18 protein-coding genes are annotated in these 18,319 nt (G+C 61.6%); 5 read left to right on the top strand and 13 right to left on the bottom strand.

Annotated elements, in window-relative coordinates:
- Positions 1-58 precede the first annotated feature (58 nt).
- The 3 genes from CF68_RS15745 to CF68_RS15735 form a co-directional block, all read right to left on the bottom strand.
- The gene (locus tag CF68_RS15745; protein ID WP_084187258.1) at positions 59-2,110 is read right to left on the bottom strand and encodes a conjugal transfer protein TraG; all 2,052 of its coding nucleotides are present in this window, start codon (positions 2,108-2,110) and stop codon (positions 59-61) included.
- Between the two features lie 264 nt (positions 2,111-2,374).
- Positions 2,375-2,539: an EexN family lipoprotein gene (locus tag CF68_RS15740; protein ID WP_369798883.1), complete on the bottom strand. Its 165-nt coding sequence runs from the start codon at positions 2,537-2,539 to the stop codon at positions 2,375-2,377.
- On the bottom strand, positions 2,536-3,501 hold the full coding sequence (locus CF68_RS15735) for a LysR family transcriptional regulator (RefSeq protein ID WP_035820316.1): 966 nt from the start codon (positions 3,499-3,501) through the stop codon (positions 2,536-2,538). The genes CF68_RS15740 and CF68_RS15735 overlap by 4 nt, the downstream gene beginning before the upstream one ends.
- Before the next feature lie 522 nt (positions 3,502-4,023).
- Between CF68_RS15735 and CF68_RS38390 the strand changes: the two genes are divergently transcribed.
- From CF68_RS38390 to CF68_RS15720, 4 genes are all read left to right on the top strand, one after another.
- Positions 4,024-4,428 (top strand): hypothetical protein, encoded by a 405-nt coding sequence (locus CF68_RS38390; protein WP_235205785.1) that lies wholly within the window; start codon positions 4,024-4,026, stop codon positions 4,426-4,428.
- A 324-nt stretch (positions 4,429-4,752) separates the two neighbouring features.
- On the top strand, positions 4,753-5,526 hold the full coding sequence (locus CF68_RS15730; RefSeq protein ID WP_035820335.1) for a phytanoyl-CoA dioxygenase family protein: 774 nt from the start codon (positions 4,753-4,755) through the stop codon (positions 5,524-5,526).
- Between the two features lie 5 nt (positions 5,527-5,531).
- Positions 5,532-6,770 (top strand): methyltransferase domain-containing protein, encoded by a 1,239-nt coding sequence (locus tag CF68_RS36245; protein WP_084187256.1) that lies wholly within the window; start codon positions 5,532-5,534, stop codon positions 6,768-6,770.
- A complete protein-coding gene (locus CF68_RS15720; RefSeq protein WP_051591544.1) occupies positions 6,761-7,600 on the top strand; it encodes a hypothetical protein in 840 nt (279 codons plus the stop codon). Before CF68_RS36245 ends, CF68_RS15720 begins: the two co-directional genes overlap by 10 nt.
- A 509-nt stretch (positions 7,601-8,109) precedes the next feature.
- On the opposite strand, the gene CF68_RS35720 is transcribed toward CF68_RS15720, so the two are convergent.
- The 9 genes from CF68_RS35720 to CF68_RS15675 form a co-directional block, all read right to left on the bottom strand.
- Positions 8,110-9,384, bottom strand: a complete 1,275-nt coding sequence (locus CF68_RS35720) for a co-chaperone YbbN (protein WP_063832569.1) — start codon at positions 9,382-9,384, stop codon at positions 8,110-8,112.
- An 823-nt stretch (positions 9,385-10,207) separates the two neighbouring features.
- Positions 10,208-12,166 carry a relaxase/mobilization nuclease and DUF3363 domain-containing protein gene (locus tag CF68_RS15710; protein ID WP_035820314.1) on the bottom strand — a complete coding sequence of 653 codons (1,959 nt, stop codon included), beginning with the start codon at positions 12,164-12,166 and terminating at the stop codon, positions 10,208-10,210.
- Between the two features lie 434 nt (positions 12,167-12,600).
- A complete protein-coding gene (locus CF68_RS15705; RefSeq protein ID WP_084187254.1) occupies positions 12,601-13,176 on the bottom strand; it encodes a S26 family signal peptidase in 576 nt (191 codons plus the stop codon).
- A complete protein-coding gene (locus CF68_RS15700; protein WP_035820313.1) occupies positions 13,173-13,706 on the bottom strand; it encodes a DUF2840 domain-containing protein in 534 nt (177 codons plus the stop codon). Before CF68_RS15700 ends, CF68_RS15705 begins: the two co-directional genes overlap by 4 nt.
- Positions 13,703-13,954 (bottom strand): hypothetical protein, encoded by a 252-nt coding sequence (locus tag CF68_RS15695; protein ID WP_035820323.1) that lies wholly within the window; start codon positions 13,952-13,954, stop codon positions 13,703-13,705. Before CF68_RS15695 ends, CF68_RS15700 begins: the two co-directional genes overlap by 4 nt.
- On the bottom strand, positions 13,951-14,589 hold the full coding sequence (gene parA / locus CF68_RS15690) for a ParA family partition ATPase (protein WP_035820312.1): 639 nt from the start codon (positions 14,587-14,589) through the stop codon (positions 13,951-13,953). The genes CF68_RS15695 and parA overlap by 4 nt, the downstream gene beginning before the upstream one ends.
- A 244-nt stretch (positions 14,590-14,833) precedes the next feature.
- Positions 14,834-15,667: a replication initiator protein A gene (locus tag CF68_RS15685; RefSeq protein ID WP_035820321.1), complete on the bottom strand. Its 834-nt coding sequence runs from the start codon at positions 15,665-15,667 to the stop codon at positions 14,834-14,836.
- 26 nt (positions 15,668-15,693) lie between these two features.
- A complete protein-coding gene (locus CF68_RS15680; RefSeq protein WP_035820310.1) occupies positions 15,694-15,978 on the bottom strand; it encodes a helix-turn-helix domain-containing protein in 285 nt (94 codons plus the stop codon).
- 125 nt (positions 15,979-16,103) lie between these two features.
- Positions 16,104-16,859, bottom strand: coding sequence for a DUF2285 domain-containing protein (locus CF68_RS15675; RefSeq protein ID WP_035820308.1), 756 nt, complete (start codon positions 16,857-16,859; stop codon positions 16,104-16,106).
- Positions 16,860-16,891: 32 nt separating this feature from the next.
- Between CF68_RS15675 and CF68_RS15670 the strand changes: the two genes are divergently transcribed.
- Positions 16,892-17,107 carry a hypothetical protein gene (locus tag CF68_RS15670; protein WP_035820306.1) on the top strand — a complete coding sequence of 72 codons (216 nt, stop codon included), beginning with the start codon at positions 16,892-16,894 and terminating at the stop codon, positions 17,105-17,107.
- 189 nt (positions 17,108-17,296) lie between these two features.
- Here CF68_RS15670 and CF68_RS15665 read toward each other — a convergent pair whose 3' ends face one another.
- The gene (locus CF68_RS15665; RefSeq protein WP_035820304.1) at positions 17,297-17,989 is read right to left on the bottom strand and encodes a helix-turn-helix domain-containing protein; all 693 of its coding nucleotides are present in this window, start codon (positions 17,987-17,989) and stop codon (positions 17,297-17,299) included.
- Positions 17,990-18,319: the final 330 nt, after the last annotated feature.

Below are 18,319 nucleotides of genomic sequence, written 5' to 3'. Positions count from 1 at the left end.
AATTCGTCCAGGCGTTTGGCATGTTCGGGGGGAATAAACAAGTTCAGGCGGTATTTGCTCATAGGTCGATTCCGTCGTTGGGATCCAAGCTTGCCAGCCGCGCTGTGCGTCGCATAGCCGGATCGAAGGCGCCTGTAAGGGGTAACGGCTCGTCGTCATCCAGCAGTGCCAGGTCGTTGGCCGGCGTCTGTCGTTCCGGGCTGTAGAACGGAGCCTCGGACAATTCCGGCTGTCGGCGCGGACCATCGTCGTCGGCAGTAGCGGCTTCGCTGGTTGCCCCCTCCATGACGGCCGAAGCTACGGATACGGCAGGCATCGTCAAACTGCTCCAGTCGTCGGGCCGGGCCGGTGGCGCGTCAGCGTAGCGGCCTGCCGCGAGCGTGGGCGGCGACAGCACGCGCCCCTTGAAATTGGCATCCGCGTAGTAGCGCAGCTTCGTCGCCCTGATCGGTGGGCAGCTGCCCACCATCACCACAGCGTCGTCGGACGGAAGCTGCATCACCTCCCCGGGCGTTAGCAGCGGCCGGGCCAACTCCTGCCGCGACACCATCAGATGCCCCAGCCACGGTGCGAGCCGGTGGCCGGCGTAGTTGCGCTGCGCGCGCTGTTCGGTGGCCGTGCCCAGCGTCTCGGAGATACGTTTGGCCGTGCGCTCGTCGTTGGTGGCGAACGTCACCCGGACGTGGCAGTTATCGAGAATCGAATGATTCTGACCGTACGCTCTGTCGACCTGGTTAAGCGATTGCGCGATCAGGAAACTACGAATATCGTAGCCGGCCATGAAGGCGAGCGCCGTCTCAAAAAAATCGAGCCGTCCCAGCGCCGGGAACTCGTCGAGCATCAACAGCAGCCGGTGACGGCGCGTGATGCCGTCGCCGTCGTCAAGTGACTCGGTGAGCCGCCGGCCGATCTGGTTGAGGATCAGCCGCACCAGCGGCTTGGTACGGCTGATGTCAGATGGCGGCACCACTAAGTACAGCGACACCGGGAACTGGGCGGCAATCAGGTCGGCGATGCGCCAGTCGCAACGGGAGGTGACTTCCGCCACCGTGGGGTCGCGATACAAGCCAAGAAAGCTCATCGCGGTGGACAGGACGCCCGAGCGTTCGTTCTCGCTCTTGTTCAGCACTTCGCGCGCGGCCGACGCGACGACCGGATGCGGTGCTTCGCCAAGATGCGGCGTCGTCATCATCCGATGCAACGTCAGCTCGAAGGGGGACCGGGGATCGGACAGAAAGCCTGCGACGCCGCGCAGCGTCTTGTCCTCGCCAGCGTAAAGCACGTGCAGGATGGCGCCAACCAGCAGGGCGTGGCTGGTCTTCTCCCAGTGGTTGCGCCGCTCCAGCGCGCCTTCGGGATCGACCAGGATGTCGGCAATGTTCTGCACGTCGCGCACCTCATGCGTACCACGCCGGACTTCTAGCAACGGGTTATAAGCCGCTGACCGCGGATCCGTCGGATTGAACAGCAGGCAATGCGAAAAGCGCGAACGCCAGCCGGCGGTGAGGTGCCAGTTCTCACCCTTGATGTCATGGATCACGGCTGACGCGGGCCAGCTCAAGAGTGTCGGCACCACCAGGCCGACCCCCTTGCCGGAGCGCGTGGGTGCGAAGGCCAAGACGTGCTCCGGCCCTTCGTGGCGCAGGTACTGGTCGTCATATCGACCAAGAAAGACGCCCGCTGGCTCGGTGAGTCGAGCCTTGCGGATATCCACGGCCGTCGCCCAGCGGGCGGAGCCGTAGGTTGTCACCAGCGTGGATTGGCGTGAGCGCCAGACCGACATCACGATGGCGACCAGCACAGCGAGCAGCCCGCTGCCGCCTGCGATCGCGCCGCCGGTGTCGAACACGTGCGCCGCATAGGCATCGTAGAAGAACCACCACTCGAACAGGCGCCACGGGTGGTAGATGGGCGAGCCGAAGAGATCAAACCAGGGCGTGCCAAGGCGTACTTGATAGCCCAAGGCGGTGGCGGTCCACTGTGTAGCGCCCCAGACGCCGGCCATGACGATGCCGAGCACAACGGCAATCTGCCCAAACAGCACGCCCTGGCCATGTGTCCTTGCTTCCGCCCTCTCGTGCACAGACACCTCGCGAAATCCGCACAACATCGTGCGCCAAGCACGAGGTTGGGGTCTCATCAAGGGCCGGTCAAAGACCGTTATTGAAACAAAGGTCAAGGGAAATGCAAGAATTCCTGCCAGAGAAAACTCTGTCATAGCGCCGCAAGCGATAACGCGTTGCGGCGTACGTGCAAAAAGAATCACGGGAAATCCTGGCGATGTGCCGACGATCAGAACCTGGGCGTATGCTTCGGGGGCGTATAGGGCGTGCCATTGCCAAGGAAGCGCCGATTCGTTGCCTCGGCCACCCGATTACACAGCGCATCGCCGATGCTTGGCGCGATCCAGCCTGCACTGCCCGCGCAGTTCCTCCAGTCGCTTGGGATTGGCAACCAACGACTCCACCGTCTCTGGCGGTTCTGCGCGTCCGCATGCCGCCAGGATCAGGACGAACAATGCCGATGTGACTTTCTTCATGGTGCGACGTCCTCCTCGACGTTATGTTGAGAATCGTGACAGGTTTCGCTACAGGCGCGCGACTCGACAGCGCTTGCCCGCTCGATGAAGCGGGTTAAGGTCACTGACGGTTCCGTATCGCGGCGCAGGAGATAGGTGGTGACTAGGGGAACTTGCCCTGCCAGCGGGCGCGCTACCACACCCGCTCCCCTGTTGGCGAGCGCATGCGATGCACCCGTAAGCCCTAAAGCAAGGCCTGCCGACACCAACGTCATCATTAGCTCAAATGAGGACACACGATCCACGACCAGCGGCTCTTGATCCACGCAGCGCAACAAGCGGTCAACCAGCCGGGCATGGCCCTCGCATGCTTGCGGATCGCAAAGCACCAACGGATAGCGCAGCAGTTCTTCAAGCGGAATCTGTGGATAGGCAAGCAGCGGATGCCGTAGGGGCAACGCTACCACCAGCGGCTCGCGCCAAAGTGGATGCGCGATGATGCCGTCGCCTACGTCGTTGGTTAGGGAGAATCCGACATCGTATAGACCATCGTTCAGACCCTCAATCTGCTTTGACAACGGCACCTCGAATAGTCGGACCTCGACCGCCGGCTCATCCTCCCGCCACAACGCAAGCAACGCCGGCAGACGCGATCGGGCACTACAGTCTGACAGGACGATGCGCAATTGATCGTGAAAACCGTTTGCGACTGCTTGGACACAGTCGCGCGCACGCCCCACCGCAGCGAAGATGGCTGGTAGGTTCTCCAAGAGCACCTCACCAGCGCGAGTCAGGCGCGTACTACGGGTGGTCCTCGCGAAAAGCAGCACCCCCAGGTCTTCTTCCAGCTCTCTGATAGCACGAGATAGCGGCGACTGCTCCATGTGCAATCGTTCTGCCGCTCTCGTGAAATGGAGTTCTTCGGCAACGGCCAGAAAGCAGCGCAGATGGCGCAACTCCGTCCTGAGTGACTTGCTAGACATGCGCACTCCCAAGCAAGACGCCCGGATGAAAGCGGTTCACGAGTTGCCGATAGTACCGATTCTTCTGCACGAGACACTCCTAGCGAATGAGCGAAAACCGCTGCCAGATCTGCGTCCTGAATCCAGCGACGCAGTGCTGATTCTGTCTTCGCCGAGCATGCATTGCGAAGGCGCTCCAAATCCACGTTAGATGACGTAAGCCAACAAACGATGTCGATGGCAGACCTTATCGACGTTTTCATGCCGATGGGATCAACCCAACCGATAGAGAGACCGCTCATCCCCACATGAGGGGGAGGGCCTCAAGATGAGGCATTAAAAATGCTTATCTCGGGTGGAACAAGTCAAGAATCGACATGATTTAGATCGAATTGGGAATAAACCTCGCGACCCACTGCGAGATCATTCAATCAATCCGCCGATTTAGAGCCGGCGGCCAATGCACCCACGCATCCATAAATCGCTGCTAGGCAGCGAGGCCCAAGATCCGCCGCGAGGACTGGGCAGTACACGAATTCCGACATGACGATACTCGCCCGCCCACGCCACATGTCCTCAGTTGCCGCTTTCCTGGCCGCAATTCTTGTGGTGCCTGCCACAGTCTTTGCATTCAGCGTCACCGGGGCACACGGTCGCTCGACGTTCAATGCAGTCAAACATTGGGCGGCAGACATGAATTACGGTGTCATCTGGGAGCCACGAACGAATGGGGGTGTGGTGGATTTCTCTGCGCCCCAACGCTACGTGCACGAGGACTTCCATATTGCGGTCCAGGCACTGGTCAGCGGCGAGGTATATGGACGACGCAACGAGTATTGCATCCCGCCTTCCGTATACCAGGCCCAAGCCGTGATTGACGACCGATTGCGACTGGTTTACGTATTCGGACGCCCCACTGGAAAGCGCTGCGTGTTCCCCTATCCATAGCGCCTTCAGAGGGGACCGAATTGCCCACACGTGGTGACTACTCTCCCGCCGGATCGCTCTCATCCCATAGGCGATCCAGACCAATCCTCAAGACATTCAGACGGAACAGGAATGAATATCTCTCGAACTCGATCATCAACCGGTCAGTCCATTGCTTAGGAGAGATTGAATCGGGCCTCAGAGGGAATATTTGTCAAAATAGACGCGCATTGACCGAGGCTGCGAGCCTTCCGCGGAAGGCCGCATTTCAGACTTCGCCCACTGAGCAGAACTAAAGAAGGCTCGACAAAACGAATGATTCCCACGGTTAGTAGGATGACAAGTATGAACCCGGAACACATTTACGAATTTGATCTCAACGGATATGTCATCATTCCTGCGGCCATCACTCAGCCCCATCTGCTGCGCCTGCAGGAGTACTGGTCAAGGCATCTCATCACGCATTTTCTGCATGATGTTAACTTCGACTGGGGCGAGGAATGGCGCGCACTGATTGACCTTGAAGCGGTCTATCGCTTCCTCGATATCATTTACCGATCAAGATTCCGCCTCGACCATATGTTCTGCGTCGACGAGCGGTTTATCAGTAGTGGCGGCAATCTGCACCATGAGGCTGATATGTTCGATGATGGCATATATTACTGGGTACGGAATCACCGTATCCACAGCGGGCTTGTCGCAGTCCAATATGCCGTTTCGGATATCAGCGCGACCGAGAATCACTTCTGCTGCATCCCGGGCTCGCATCGTGCAAATTTCCCGGTTCCAGACCGCTACCGGAGCCTCGCAAACAACCCGCTGTTGCGGCACGTCTTCCTGCGGGCCGGGGATGCCGTGATTTTCTCCGAAGCGCTTGTCCACGGAACCTGCAAGGTGGCCGACTCCGGGCGACGACGCTCGGTGTTTGCGCGCTATATGAACAGTCATTCCTATTTCAGAAGGCCTCCCGCGCATCAGGAGATTACGGCGTTGCCGGCCACGCCCAACCATTCGGTCGCTGGCACACAGCAATTTTCCCCGGATCGCCTTACACCGCGGCAGCGGCAACTGGTTGCTGCGCCCGCCTACGCAAGGAGCCACCCGGCCATACGGAGCTAGCACGAATGGAACCCGTGAGCGCAAAAGCGATTATGTTTGGACCGAGAGGGGTTCTGTTCGTCAAGAATCCGCGCAACGAATTGGAGTTACCGGGCGGACGACCCGAGGCGGGAGAAGGGCTCGAGCGTGCACTGGCACGCGAGGTAAGGGAAGAGTGCGGCCTGGATGTCACCTCGACGGTCTATCTCGGCAGCAGATCCTGCGAGATCATTCCAGACAGACGTGTGTTGCTTGTGTTCTTTCTATGCGAGTTCGCCGGGCAAGTCCTGACGTTGAGTGAAGAACATACGGCCTATGAATGGATAGACATCGCGGCTGAAAAGCCGGCGATTCTACCGTCTTACTACTGGGATTTCTGCCAAGATTTTGCCTTGTCTCGCAAGGAACATTCGCATGTCGGAGTTCTGTCGCAGGAGGCGGTACCGACGTACCCGCTTCCTACTGGTGAGTCAGATCGACAGCGCCTTCAAATCATGTCATCGATCTACGACCCAGCCACGAGGGATTTCTTGAGTCGGTATCTCCCAGATCAGGGACGCGCCTTGGATGTCGGCTCTGGTCACGGACAGATTGCATGCTGGATGGCCAGTAGTAGACCGCAGTCTACGGTGTTGGGTATCGATAACAATCCGAATCAAATCGACATGGCGTGGTCTACCGCTCGGCGGCTGGCATTGACCAATGTCGCATTTCGCCTCGGGGATGTCACCCAACTCACCAACGTCGTTCAGCCGGAAGGGGCGTTTGACCTCATCACCTGCCGATTCACGCTGCTGCATATCCAAGAACGCGCGAATGCCATCCGGACGCTCCTTAAACAGCTCGCCCCAGGGGGAACCATGGTCATCGAGGAGCCATCGCTGGCAAGCCTGTTCTCAGTGCCGGCGGTATCGGCATTCGCGGAGGCGAATGCCGTCATGATGGCCTACGGCAGGAGAAATGGTGTCACCTACGACTGCATCGAGGACATTTGGGCAATCGTCACCAATCTGGATGTCAATATCAAGGAAGCCAGATTCAGCCAGCCTACGGTCTGGAAGAAGGAACACAAGGAAGTCGTCTACTTATCCTTCCAACAGTTCCGGCCTCAGCTCGTCGAGCAAGGACTCATTGCAGAGAAACGCGCAGAGGCTGTTGCTCAAGCGCTCACCCAGGAATTTATGGATGACACCGTGATATCCGGCGGGCTACGCACGCTGCAACTAGCCATTTCCATACGAGGACAAGAACCAAGATGCAGGTGACGGTCTCTCAAGTATCACAAGGCATCTATGAGCACATTCCGACGGAGGACGTAGTGGGCTATCTCCTGCGCGAGCGCTCAATGCTAGCTTGGGCGATTGATGGCGCCTCCCCTCTCACCGCCGCGCCATTCAAGACTTACGAAGACGTCACTGACGCCGGATGGTTCGCGCGACGGCTCAGCCAGTTGCTGGAAAAGCAATTTCAAGACATTCCCTTCAGCAAGGCGCAGCTGTGCAACAGTCTGCAGGTCCTCCAGGACGAATACCGCCGCGACGGAGGCGATGCCCAGCCGATTTGGGGCTGGCCTGTTGCCGCCGCCACGTTCGTGGAGATTGACCGAACGAAAGAACCTGTAAGTATGTCCGTCTTTCGCTATGCGGATTGCTTCGTGGAAGTCTTGCAAGTTCCCGTTCCTAGCGCGGACCAATCGCCTCGGCCGTTACAATCGCCACCAAGCTATGATCGCTGGAAGCCGTACTCTGGATTCCGGGGTCACAAGCTGTTGAATCTATGGCAACGTCGGCTCCAACAGCAGAAGGGCGAGTGCAGTACCGCGCTTACCCTGAACCCGGCCAGTGCGATGAACGCCGTGGAGGAGGAACGAAAGATCACGACACCAGCTCATATCGTTCTGGGCAGCGACGGCTTATCTCGCGTTTGGGATACCTACCAATTGATGACCAGTGAGCAGGCCATGCATCTGGTCGCACAACATGGGCTATCTTCGCTCTTGCATGCGCTCAGGAATTTCGAGGCATCGAGCCTCACCGGCGACGCTGAGCTCAAGAGACGGGATGATGCTAGCGGAATTCACATTTTTCTTCCGTAGCACCGTCGTGCCATGCCTCTCGGTTCTTATTTGGCGCTTGCACTCTTCGCGATGCGGGGACTTTGATTTTGCCTCACTGGCGGCCAAGCTTTCCATCGCGACGACGCGCATAAGGACGTGAACGCCATTTTTTTTAGCGCCCGTTGACCTGCAAGATGCTCTAGTAGACGTGATCCCCATAGCCCTCGCGCATGAAGCGCGGCTTGCCGCGCTGTCTCGGCCCGGAACGTCCTGAAACAGAGAACGGAACCGGCGTCCGATAGAGGCCACCTTCATAAGGTGGCCTGCGCTTCGCGCTCATCTTCTCCTAATGACTATCACAATGGCGTGGCTTACGCCGATTCCTTTGGGGCTCCTCGTGTAGACCGCGGGGGGCAAAGTACGTCGCCGTCATGCGCATGCCGTTCGTGCCCTGCCTAGCGTGATCGCAGCGAGTCGACGCTGACGTTCACCACCGCTGGAAACGCACAGTTCTGCTTCATGTCACCCCCCTCCTGGCAATGCGCCGGCTACTTCCCGGCCGTGCGCAGGAGCGATAGCAAAACAGCTCCAGTACGCGCGCCAATCGATGCCATAGTTTCCTGCTTAAAGATGCACCAGGCGTCATAGCGCTCCCACAGGACTGGGTGTTCCTTGCGGCGTTCTACTTCGCGTGCATGAAGGCCTTCGGACAGCTGCGATATCCACTCATCTCTAGCCGCCTCGCGGTTCTTCGGCGGGCCGCCCAGTGCTTCTCGCGTTTGTTCGTAGTCTTCATCGCTCATGGCTGCCACTTGCGCTGCTTCCGCCTCGCTCCAATCCGGATATTGCCGGTAGTCGTGGACCGCATACTCGGTCACTAACGGCAACACGTGTCTCACCATGTCGGCATCGAGTAGCGATACCGCCAAGTGCTCCAATTCTTCGCTCTCACTGGAACCCAGGCCAGACCCAGTCGCCAGTACGGCCTCACGTTGCAGGGCTTCCCAGTCCGACTCCATCACGCTCGCGCCAGCGTGCTGGCGTTGATGCAGCATCTCGATTTTCCTGTTGAGAGTGCGCGCAATATCGTTTTGGCGATATTGCGATATAGCCCATGGGGAAAGGTATAGCAGGTCGTACAGCACCTTGGCTGTCACTGCACCGAGGTTCGCCCCAACTGGCATGGCATCGACGATCTCAAGTGTCTGCGCGCGCGCCGTCTTCTCATCGTTCTGGGATTGGAGCCAGTACAGCATGCCAAGTAGGTCTCCCAACGCCATCGGCACCCCTACAATCGCTTCGAACTGCGCCTCATCGCCTGCCAGTTGTCTCGATGGTTGGTATGCCTCCTCTTGAGAACAATCCCTCAGGCGGGCAATGCCAGCTTTCTTGACAGCGACGTCACCGCCGAAGCTATTCCACTTCTCTTCTGGGGCATCGGCCGAAAGCGGCGCATTCCGTGTTTCGAGAGATGCACGCTGTAGCGCAGGTACCACCAGTCCAAGCTCCCCCAACCATTTCTCCACCATGAGCTGCAGCCGCATTGTCGACGGACCGACGAGGCGGCCGTATTCCTTGCCCGCAGAGTAAAACGCCAGCGTCGGGATCGCACGCACGCCAAAGTACTGCCACCCTCCGGGCGCCTCATCGACATTCAGCTTGAGCACCTTCAATCGTCCCGCATGATTGGCCGCGAGCGTCTCCAGATGGGGCGCTAGTGCTAGACACGGCGCGCACCACGGTGCCCAGAAGTCCACCAGAACGGGGGTATCACCCTCAACGTCCTGCTGGAACGTCGCCTGCGTCGTTTCAAGTATCGTCATGCTTACCTCACTTCGGTTGCTATTGCACAAATCGATGGAGCGACCTTGCCCAGGAACGCTCACTGAGCTTCAGCGCGCTACCCCGGACGACCAATGCCGCTGGCCTATCGTTGGGTTGCTGCTTTCTTCGCATCCGTAAGCAGAACCCGCGCACAATTTTGGCTTCGCTCATCACTCATTGCCAGCGCACGTGGGGGACGAGGAAAGATGAAATAGAGCAAGAAGAAGTGCGAAGACGAGCAATTGACAGAAAATTGCTCGACTTTCGCAAAAACAGATTTAAAGACACCAGGACCAGCGCATAAAGCGATTGGATTTTGGAAAGAAATCCGAGTAATTCAGACTCAATGGGAATGAGCCTTCCGTGAAACTTGCGCGCGATCATCCCGTCCCTGCTAGAGATGAAGAGCCATCGCTCCTAAGAAGCGCGATGGGGCGTCGGCCGCGTCAAAGAGCGAGAAATGACTGAGACAGTCGACATACGGGATGTCGTCAAGGCCATCGGCATCTGCAAATATGGTGAGGCTGCCGTCGGCGTATTACTAACCGGCAGCTTTGTCAGGGTAATGCGACACCACAGAGCGACGTGGACTCATCGCCAGCTCCGCGGACATACAGTTCGACAAACAGGCTGATATCTCACTGGCCTGGCTCGTTCTGGCCCTCTGACTGAACAAGACGGGGGTATGCGAGTCTTGCTAGACAACGCGCGGAGCTTCCAGTTCCTTGGGATCTTGACGTAAGACGGCCGCGAAATCTTGGACGGAACTGGGTGGGATCGCTGCAGTGCGATCGCCCCCCCACCATTCGCATGGCTGCCCTGTTAACCTATCGATGGCCCCCGTTGCCTCGCTAGCTCCCAGGACACGCTACCTCCGCGCATCGTCACTGAAAGATGCTGCCCCAGCCGCTGTTCGATCACCGGCTTCCACGGCACGAGGCTGAACGTTTTACCGTCATCGAGCATGGCGTAGCGCCCGCTCGCGAGCTGCACACTGCGTCGGTAGATGCCCGCCATGCGCTGCCCGTCGGGCACCCGCCGATGCTCCAGACCGGTTTCAGCGGCGATGTCCTGCGCGGCCGTGGCCAACTCCCTGCCACGCAACGTCGCCAGGAGATTGCGCACCAAAATCACACGCTGCCCACGCCGCTCGGCCAGCCGCTGCTCAACCAAGAACTCTGCACGCTGTCTCAGCGCGGCCTTGACCTCCTCGCCGAAGCCTACGTCGCCCAGCCCCTCGCCGCCACCGATCAACTGCTGGTCGAGCCATGTGGCGCCGATCACACGGGCCTGTCGCTCGATGGGCAGGTGCGATCTCAGCTCCACCACCACGCCGCCGCCCAGGCGCTCCGCGTCGTACCGGCGGCCACGCTCGACCAGGTCGCCTGGCACGTGCCAGACGCCTTCTGCCACGCGCTCTACAATGCCGGCACGGCGCAAGGCTTCGAGGCGGCGCACGTGTGCGGCAACCAGTTCGTGCGGGTCGCGCTCAGCGGTAGCATAACGCTGGGCAATGACAAGGTGATGGTCAGTGCGGTACACCCCTTCAACAGCGAGTGCAGAGATGTTCCGGTCGGCCGCGCGCACCTCGGCCAAACCCTTCACTTCCGCGATGGCGCCGACCGGATAGCAATCCAGCTCTGACCGTGGTGGCAATGCGACGTAGTGCGCCTTGCCGTCGATCCCGTCGACAATTAGGTAGGCCTTGTCGTACAGCTCATCGGCCAGCCCCTTGTCGGCCACCCGACCGATGATGGTGCGGCCACCCTCGGCGGGCTGAAACACGGCCAGCTCACGCTGCTTGCCGCTCATGGCGCGCTGCATGGTGCGGATGATATCGCCTCGCTCGCCCATCGCCCGCAGGGTTGGCTCGGCCTGGGCATGGATCGCCCACACACCGGGCTGCTGCTCGGTCGCAAGACCCATGCGCTGCAAGCGCTGCAGACGCCCAATCAGCATTGGCCGATGCCGTTGCAGCCGGGGAGCGCCCAGCGTCTCCGGCTGCACCAGACCGTCCACCGCCTCGCGCTGTAAACTACGGTCCAGCCCTGTCCACCGCTCCTGGTCGACTTCCCGCAGCATGACGCGCTGGATCTCCAGTTCGGTGCGCGGTCCTAGCCATTCCGTTGCCAGCTCCGATGCGCGCATGCGCATCCCCTCGGCGAGGTAATCCCGGGAGATGATCAGGTCCTCCCCAACGTCGTCCTTGCCGCGTAGGACGATGTGCGTATGCGGGTTGTCGGTGTTCCAGTGATCCACGGCCACCCACTCGAGCCGGGTACCCAAGTCGGCCTCCATGCGCCCCATCAGGTGCCGGGTATAGATCCGCAAGCCGTCGAACAGTTCTGCGTCCTCCGGCGACACGATGAAGCGGAATTGGTGCCGGTCGCCCTCGCTGCGCTCCTTGAATGCATCGAGGTCCGCGGCATCGGTTGTCGGGCCATAGGCTCGTCCCGCGCCACCGTGGCGATCGACGCCTTCACGCTCGATGTAGCGCAGATGCGCGGCGGTCGTACGTGGCCCAGCATTCGCCAGATTGACCAGCCGTGTCTTGATCGTCACGCGCCGGGCATTGGGGGTCAGCGAGCCACCGGCGAAGCGCGCCGCGACGTGGCCGCGTCCCAACCGGGCGCCCGGCCGTTGGCCGGCCTTGCCGACGGTCTTGCCGAGTTTAGCGCCGGCCTTGTTGGTCTGGCGCAGCACCTGGTTGACGAAGGCGTCGCCGCGCCGTTTTGGCGCGCCAGGCCGTATCTGGAAACGATCGTAGTCGTGTTTCCTCATGCTTCGCTTCCGTCCAAAGCCAGCGTAGCCGGGCGGGTAAAGCACGCCGCTTCGCCAATGTCGTTGCGGCATTGCGCACTTCACGACACACTGCTACCCCCTGGCGCGTGCCGCGTCACCCCCACGTGCAGACTGCCTCTTGGCGAGCCAGCGTGCCGCGACCTTATATCTTGCCTTCCACCTTTGCCCTGCCCTCTCGCGGTGGACGCCGGCGGCCCCGCGGCGGTGCACTCCGCGCAGCGGCTTCGCTGGCGAGCGCTGCCAAGGCCACAGGCCGGCCGCGTTCAAGGCAAGACGCTGCACGTGGGAACGCCGCGCCGGAGGCGGCGCAAGGTGCGGCGCGAGCGCATCCGCGCTGCAGGTGCGACGACACGGGGACGCCCGGGCGAACGACGGCCCGGATGGCACGACGAAGCGCAGTGAGTCGGCGGCCATCATCGACCCGTCTCCGACCAAACCGTATGCGCGACGCCGATCACGGCGGATGCGGCAACCGGCCCGAAATACCGGCTGTCAAATGACGCCGGATCGGTCGTGCTCAGCAGGAACACCTCGCCTGAAACCAGGCGCCGGCACTGTTGCCAGGATGGCAGCGGCCGGCCCATGCGGTCAGCAGACAGCGCGGCGGCCACCAGCACGTCGTCGATGCGCACGCTGCGTCCGACCATGCAAATGTGCTGTGGCGCCACCGCACCCACGCGCTTGAGCAAGGGAACGTCCGCGGGCAGGTAGCCACGCTGCGCCGCCAGTGCAGCCGCTTCGATCGGTAACCGAACCAGCACGGTGCGGCCCACACGCACGGCTCCATGCTGCAAGTCGGCCCGATTGAAGGTCGGATCGATGCGATACCAGCCAACCGCCATGCTGGCGGACGGGTTATAGGTCAGGCGAGGCAGCGGCGACGCCAAAGACGCCCAGGCCAACGCAGCGAGACCGAGAATAGAGAAGCCTGCGACCACGATGCGAGCGCGTCGGCGCGAGCGCGGATGCCGCGCGGTGCCGGCAGTCATGATAGCGACCTCCCCGCCAGCCAGGCGGCATGCCGCTCGGCAGTATAGGCCGGCAGCGGCAAGCACGCGCTGAGCCGATTGCCCAGCGTGCGCCAGTACGCGGGCGACACAGCGACCGGGGCAATACCCAGCGCCTCGATGGCGTCGATCCGTTCCAGCACGGCGCGCACGGCCGATTCGCCCTCGGCATCCAGCAGCAGACGAGCCCCGGGCAACACGCCGGGGATGCGCTGCGCCGCGTCCAACGACGTGCAAGTCTGCATCACCATGAGGTGCCAGCGCACCGTACCGTAATCGTTGGCTTGCCAAAGGATACGGCAGAACACCGCGCCAGGCAGAAACACCGCGACACGACGCGAGCGGTCGAGGCGGATGGTGTGCGCTGGGTTACCAAAACGCAGGTAGATGTCGATGCGCTGCGCGATGTAGGCGAGCGAGACGCGGGTCACCGGCGCGGAGCCGTCAAGGCCGGCGAGCACCGCAAGTGGTGGCGGGGGCGTAGCTGCGACCGCCGAAGGTTGCGCGTTCATTGGGGTGACTCCGGGAATTCGCGTTCCAGCAGCGCGCGCAGCAGTTCGGCGACGGTCACGCCTTGCGTGAACGCCGAGACTCTGATGCGTGCGCGCGTCGCCGGTGTGATATCGAGCGTCAGGCGTGCGGCGTACAGGTCGTTCTTCTGGAGGCCGTCTGCCTCGCCCTGTCGAACCCACGCCTGAGCGTGCGGGTTCACGGGCGGACGCGCGCCAATGGCGATGCGTTTGCCACGGGTGATCGTCATGTCGGCCACCGCAGCAGTTCATCGACCAACGCGGTGATTTCGTGCGCGGCGGCACTGTCTGGCGCGGTTTCGCGGGCGAGCCGGCCTGCAGCCACCCTGTCAGCGAACACGATGCGCTGATGCACTTCGGCGCGCAGCGCCGGTAGCGGCTGAGCAGCCAATGCTTGGCGGGCTTCGCGGCCAATGACGGTGGTGCTGATGCGCCGGTTGATCATGAAGGCAGCGCGTAGCGCCGGCCGGAAGACTGGCGCCTCACGGATCAGCGCGACCATCTCGGCAGATGCCCACAGGCCGTAGAGACTGGGCTGCGCTGGAACCAGGACGCGATCGGCGGCCAATAATGCCGGGCGCGCCAGGGCGGCGATGCGTGGCGGGCCGTCGATGACGACATGGTCGCAGCGTCGCGCCAAGTCCGGTGCTTCCTGGTGCAGCGTCTCGCGGGCGAGGCCCAAGGCGCCAAATAGGCGAGCCAAGCCCTGCTGGCTTCGTCGTTGTGTCCAGTCCAACGCCGATCCCTGTGGGTCGGCATCAAGCAGGACGACGTGCTGGCCGCGTAGCGCCAGCTCCCCGGCGATGTGCGTTGCGAGCGTGGTCTTATCCACGCCACCGTTCTGGTTGAGTAAGGCGACAATCATGACCTCGCCTCACGGACTGAAACACCGGCCTTTGCTGCGTCGTGCCGGTCGGAGGTTGTCCACCGACGCCGCGCGCTACTACTAGTTAGTTTTTTTAAGTTAGATAAGTTAACGGAGCCGAAAACCCGCGCCGGTATTGGCTTTGCGGGCATTCCATACTCCTGATAGCACGATACGCGTACTCCTGATAGCACGATACCCCTTACTCCTGATAGCACGAGGCTCTTCACAGGTTGTCCCCAAGTTATCCCCGTGCCGTGGAAAGCACGGGCCTGAAGGTCAGCACTTCGGTGGCATCGCCCGGCACACGCGCGATGCCAAGGACGTACCCAGGCAAGGGTTGCCGCGCCACCAGTGCGCGCAGATCGTAGGCAAAATCCGAGAAGCGCGTGGCGCTGCCCGATTTCCGGTACAGGTGCCGAAAATCGAATTGCCAGCCGCCCGGCTGCTTGCCACCGTGCTTGCGCACCAGGCGGTACAACCATCGCTCGATGCCGCCAGTGAGCCGGAAATACGCCGGATCGATGGTCAGCACCAGGGCAGCGTCGACGACGCCGGCGTAGAACCAGTCCGGCAGGATCAGCTCGATACCGAGCGGCCTGCCACGGGCATCGGCCAATTCCTTCCACTCGTTGATCCATGAGAACCGATGCAGTCGCCGCCCGCTCGTCTCGCGGATCGAGGTTGCCACGGTGGTCGATTGCAGCCGGTCGAGCGCGGCCTTGAGGCGTTGGTAGTCGCGCAGCGACACCCCGCGTCCTGCGAATCGAAGGATTTCGTATGGTGTGGCGTGCATCAGCCGGGATGGGCGCAGGCCCGCGTCGTGCGCTTGCGCGATCTGGCTGGCGGCCCAGATCAAAATGTCCGCATCCCAGATCGTGGCGATGCCATGGTCCTGCGTGCCTTCCACGCGGATAATGACGTTCCCGCTGCGAAAATCGATCGGCGCCGTGCGCCGCGACTTCGCCAGCGAAAAGAACGGGTACGCCATCAAATCCTGGGCATCGCGCGGCGCCATGTCGCCCGGCAAGGCGTGAAAGCGGTCGAGTTGTTCCCGCTCCACTGATCGACTTGACATGGCAATGACCACCGGCGAGCCAGCGATCAGCGCGCACGGCTGTCCGCCGCATGGTGTTCGGTGTATTCAGGATCGGAGGTGGCCTCGTAGCTGCGCTGGTCGGCCCAGGTGTTGAGATCGGCGACGGCGTACATGACGCGCCGGCCGAACTTGCGGAACTTCGGCCCGCCGCCAATCACCCGTTGCTTCTCGAGCGTGCGCGGCGACAACCGCAGGTAGTCGGCGGCTTCGTCGTTGGTGAGATAACGTTGGAGTTGCGGGGTCGTCGTAGCGACGGCAGCGGCTGCAGGCCGCAAGGGAGCGGGACGCATCGGATGATCCTCCATCGATCAAGATCGTTGGCCGCACAACGCGACCGGATGGAGACCAGTCTGAAGAAAGGGGGGCTGAGCGCGGAGGGTCGTTTTGCAGCGAAGGTAAGATGACCCTATGGAGGTCACTCGAGCTGCGCCAGGCGACGGTAGCCGCCGTGCATCAACGATCGGCCGCGGCGTACCAGGCGGCGCACGCTCGAACGCAGGCCGCTGTCGGCGTGCCAGTCACTTGCCACAGCATCGGCACCGAACAGCCCCTCCCCGACCTCGCGCAGGGACGCGCCTGCCTGGGTCGCGTCGAGCGCTTGCAAGGTGCGCATTTCCAGCATTGCGGAGGGTGCCGGCCGGGGCCGGCCAGTGACAGTCGGGGAAGCTTCGGTAACCTCCGCCAACTTGTCCCACTCGGCCACGACCGTGCGGTAGCGCGCGCTGAGTGCGGCGCCGGGCCGGACGGCATAGACAACGGCCATGCCATCCTCCAGCCCGGGCGCGAGCGCCAGCCGTACGCAGCTGTCGGACCGGCGAGCCATCAGTATCAGACGTTTGCCGTCATGAATCAGATGCTTTTGGCCGGGAATGCGCCAAAACTGGAAGGAGCTGGCATTGGGCGATGGGTCGGCATCCGGGTAGAGTTGGAGCACCGCGTCATGGTCAGGGTACCAGGCCGGATGCGCGTCGCGCGCATCCAGAGACGGGTCTTCCAACAAGCGAAGGCCCCAGCGATGCGCCGCCTCCGGCCGGCGCCGACGACGCAGCCAGTCACGCCGGTAGTCGGGATGGCGGCGCAGGTACTCCCAAGCCAATCCGGGCCCGTCCAGGTGCAGAACGTAGAGATACGCTGCGGTCGGAAGCCAAGAATCAGCACTTCGATCGGCCATGACGCAACCTTCTGTCGAACAGGAACGTCGCGATGGACATCGAGCACAAGAAAATACATCACAAGGTCATTGACTCCAACGCCTTGTCCAGATCGTCCGAATGCGACCGCCGCGCAGCGCGGAAATCGCGCGCGGCACAGCAAATCCTGCCGCAAGCCGCGCAGGACATCATGTCTCTTTGGCTCAAGGCCGCGCCGTCTTGGCGCAATACTGTCGATCTAGACCGCGGCCGTCTTGAATCAGACTGAAATAGGCACAATTAGCTGCAATGGCCTGTGTCTGGATTCCCCGCCGCATCGGGACCTTGGATCCAGTTCAGTGGGGGATCGAACCATCGAGGTGCGCAGCGCCTCTCTCCCCTCTCTGGTGCCATTTCGACTGCGAATCGCAGGGCGGATTAGAGCGGCGCTGGCAAGCGTGGATCCCGATCCATCAACCTACAGACGGATATCAACAGAAGTTGGTGTCGCGAATAGCTTGGGTTCCTTGCCGAGCGGAAATCCGATCACGTACAGGACGTTAGCTGGCATTGGCCTGTCCGGGTCCGAGCCCCCCTTCAGCAGCACGTTGCGCTCGGCATAGCAGAGCGAAACGCCAAGGGTCTTGAGCACATCGATGTTGGCTTGCATCGTGTCAGCCGCCTCGCGCTTCTGCGCTTCGGTATAGGCGTCCAGGGCATCGCGGTAGTTGCGGAAATCTTCCATCAGTGCGGCGAAGCGTTTGTCCGCTTCGGCGCCCATCTCGAAGGCCAGCTCCGACATGTCCATCGTGCTGGTCTGCGCCAGCTCGGCCAACTGCTTACCCGTGGTCAGCCGAATCGCCGCGAAGGTGACGTGCTCGAGGTCGAACTGTTCCTGCGCAGCCTTGAGTTCGTCTTCGGGTGGAATCGCGAATGGCTTGTTGAGCGCGTCGATATCCAGGAAATCGAACGCGCTGGCCAGCGCCCGGCAGGTGTCGGCATCGGCCGGCCAGCCTCGCTCGACGCGCTGAACGGTTCGCAGGTTGAGCCCGGCGATCACGGCCAACTGCTCCTGCGTCCATTGCCGGGCGTCGCGGAACACCTTGATGCAGACAGCCAGCTCGGCGGGAGTCAGCAGGCGTACTGGTGGCGTGTTTTCCGTCGCATTCATTTCGTTGCTCCTTCGTTATCGACTGACGTGGCTGCCACATAGTGAGCAGGCGCCATGGTGTTGTAGTCGCAAGCGCTCAGTGTGCGTGCCGGAACGGGCAAGACGCCGCCCGGTACGCTCAGGGGATTCACATGGGATTCCTGTTGTGGATTCAAGTTCAGGTCTCTTTGCATAGTGGTATGTACGCCGTCGGTCAGAGCCCGGCTTCGTGCGGGTCTTGCGGGCCCGCCACAGCGGGCGAGCCGATTCCCTCAGTCGACTTTCGAGCCATTGACCGGTGCCAGGCTGGTGTACTCTCGACCGCGTGGGCCGAAAGTGCCGGTTCACGGG

Source organism: Cupriavidus sp. SK-4 (assembly GCF_000611125.1).
Lineage (GTDB): Bacteria > Pseudomonadota > Gammaproteobacteria > Burkholderiales > Burkholderiaceae > Cupriavidus > Cupriavidus necator.
This window is presented reverse-complemented; position numbering and strand designations above follow the sequence as displayed.

What these genes read in the sequence shown, in the direction of transcription:
- CF68_RS15745 (WP_084187258.1), bottom strand. Translation starts at nt 2,110, where the DNA reads ATGTTGTGCGGATTTCGCGAGGTGTCTGTGCACGAGAGGGCGGAAGCA.
- CF68_RS15740 (WP_369798883.1), bottom strand. Translation starts at nt 2,539, where the DNA reads ATGAAGAAAGTCACATCGGCATTGTTCGTCCTGATCCTGGCGGCATGC.
- CF68_RS15735 (WP_035820316.1), bottom strand. Translation starts at nt 3,501, where the DNA reads ATGTCTAGCAAGTCACTCAGGACGGAGTTGCGCCATCTGCGCTGCTTT.
- CF68_RS38390 (WP_235205785.1), top strand. Translation starts at nt 4,024, where the DNA reads ATGACGATACTCGCCCGCCCACGCCACATGTCCTCAGTTGCCGCTTTC.
- CF68_RS15730 (WP_035820335.1), top strand. Translation starts at nt 4,753, where the DNA reads ATGAACCCGGAACACATTTACGAATTTGATCTCAACGGATATGTCATC.
- CF68_RS36245 (WP_084187256.1), top strand. Translation starts at nt 5,532, where the DNA reads ATGGAACCCGTGAGCGCAAAAGCGATTATGTTTGGACCGAGAGGGGTT.
- CF68_RS15720 (WP_051591544.1), top strand. Translation starts at nt 6,761, where the DNA reads ATGCAGGTGACGGTCTCTCAAGTATCACAAGGCATCTATGAGCACATT.
- CF68_RS35720 (WP_063832569.1), bottom strand. Translation starts at nt 9,384, where the DNA reads ATGACGATACTTGAAACGACGCAGGCGACGTTCCAGCAGGACGTTGAG.
- CF68_RS15710 (WP_035820314.1), bottom strand. Translation starts at nt 12,166, where the DNA reads ATGAGGAAACACGACTACGATCGTTTCCAGATACGGCCTGGCGCGCCA.
- CF68_RS15705 (WP_084187254.1), bottom strand. Translation starts at nt 13,176, where the DNA reads ATGACTGCCGGCACCGCGCGGCATCCGCGCTCGCGCCGACGCGCTCGC.
- CF68_RS15700 (WP_035820313.1), bottom strand. Translation starts at nt 13,706, where the DNA reads ATGAACGCGCAACCTTCGGCGGTCGCAGCTACGCCCCCGCCACCACTT.
- CF68_RS15695 (WP_035820323.1), bottom strand. Translation starts at nt 13,954, where the DNA reads ATGACGATCACCCGTGGCAAACGCATCGCCATTGGCGCGCGTCCGCCC.
- parA (WP_035820312.1), bottom strand. Translation starts at nt 14,589, where the DNA reads ATGATTGTCGCCTTACTCAACCAGAACGGTGGCGTGGATAAGACCACG.
- CF68_RS15685 (WP_035820321.1), bottom strand. Translation starts at nt 15,667, where the DNA reads ATGTCAAGTCGATCAGTGGAGCGGGAACAACTCGACCGCTTTCACGCC.
- CF68_RS15680 (WP_035820310.1), bottom strand. Translation starts at nt 15,978, where the DNA reads ATGCGTCCCGCTCCCTTGCGGCCTGCAGCCGCTGCCGTCGCTACGACG.
- CF68_RS15675 (WP_035820308.1), bottom strand. Translation starts at nt 16,859, where the DNA reads ATGGCCGATCGAAGTGCTGATTCTTGGCTTCCGACCGCAGCGTATCTC.
- CF68_RS15670 (WP_035820306.1), top strand. Translation starts at nt 16,892, where the DNA reads ATGGACATCGAGCACAAGAAAATACATCACAAGGTCATTGACTCCAAC.
- CF68_RS15665 (WP_035820304.1), bottom strand. Translation starts at nt 17,989, where the DNA reads ATGAATGCGACGGAAAACACGCCACCAGTACGCCTGCTGACTCCCGCC.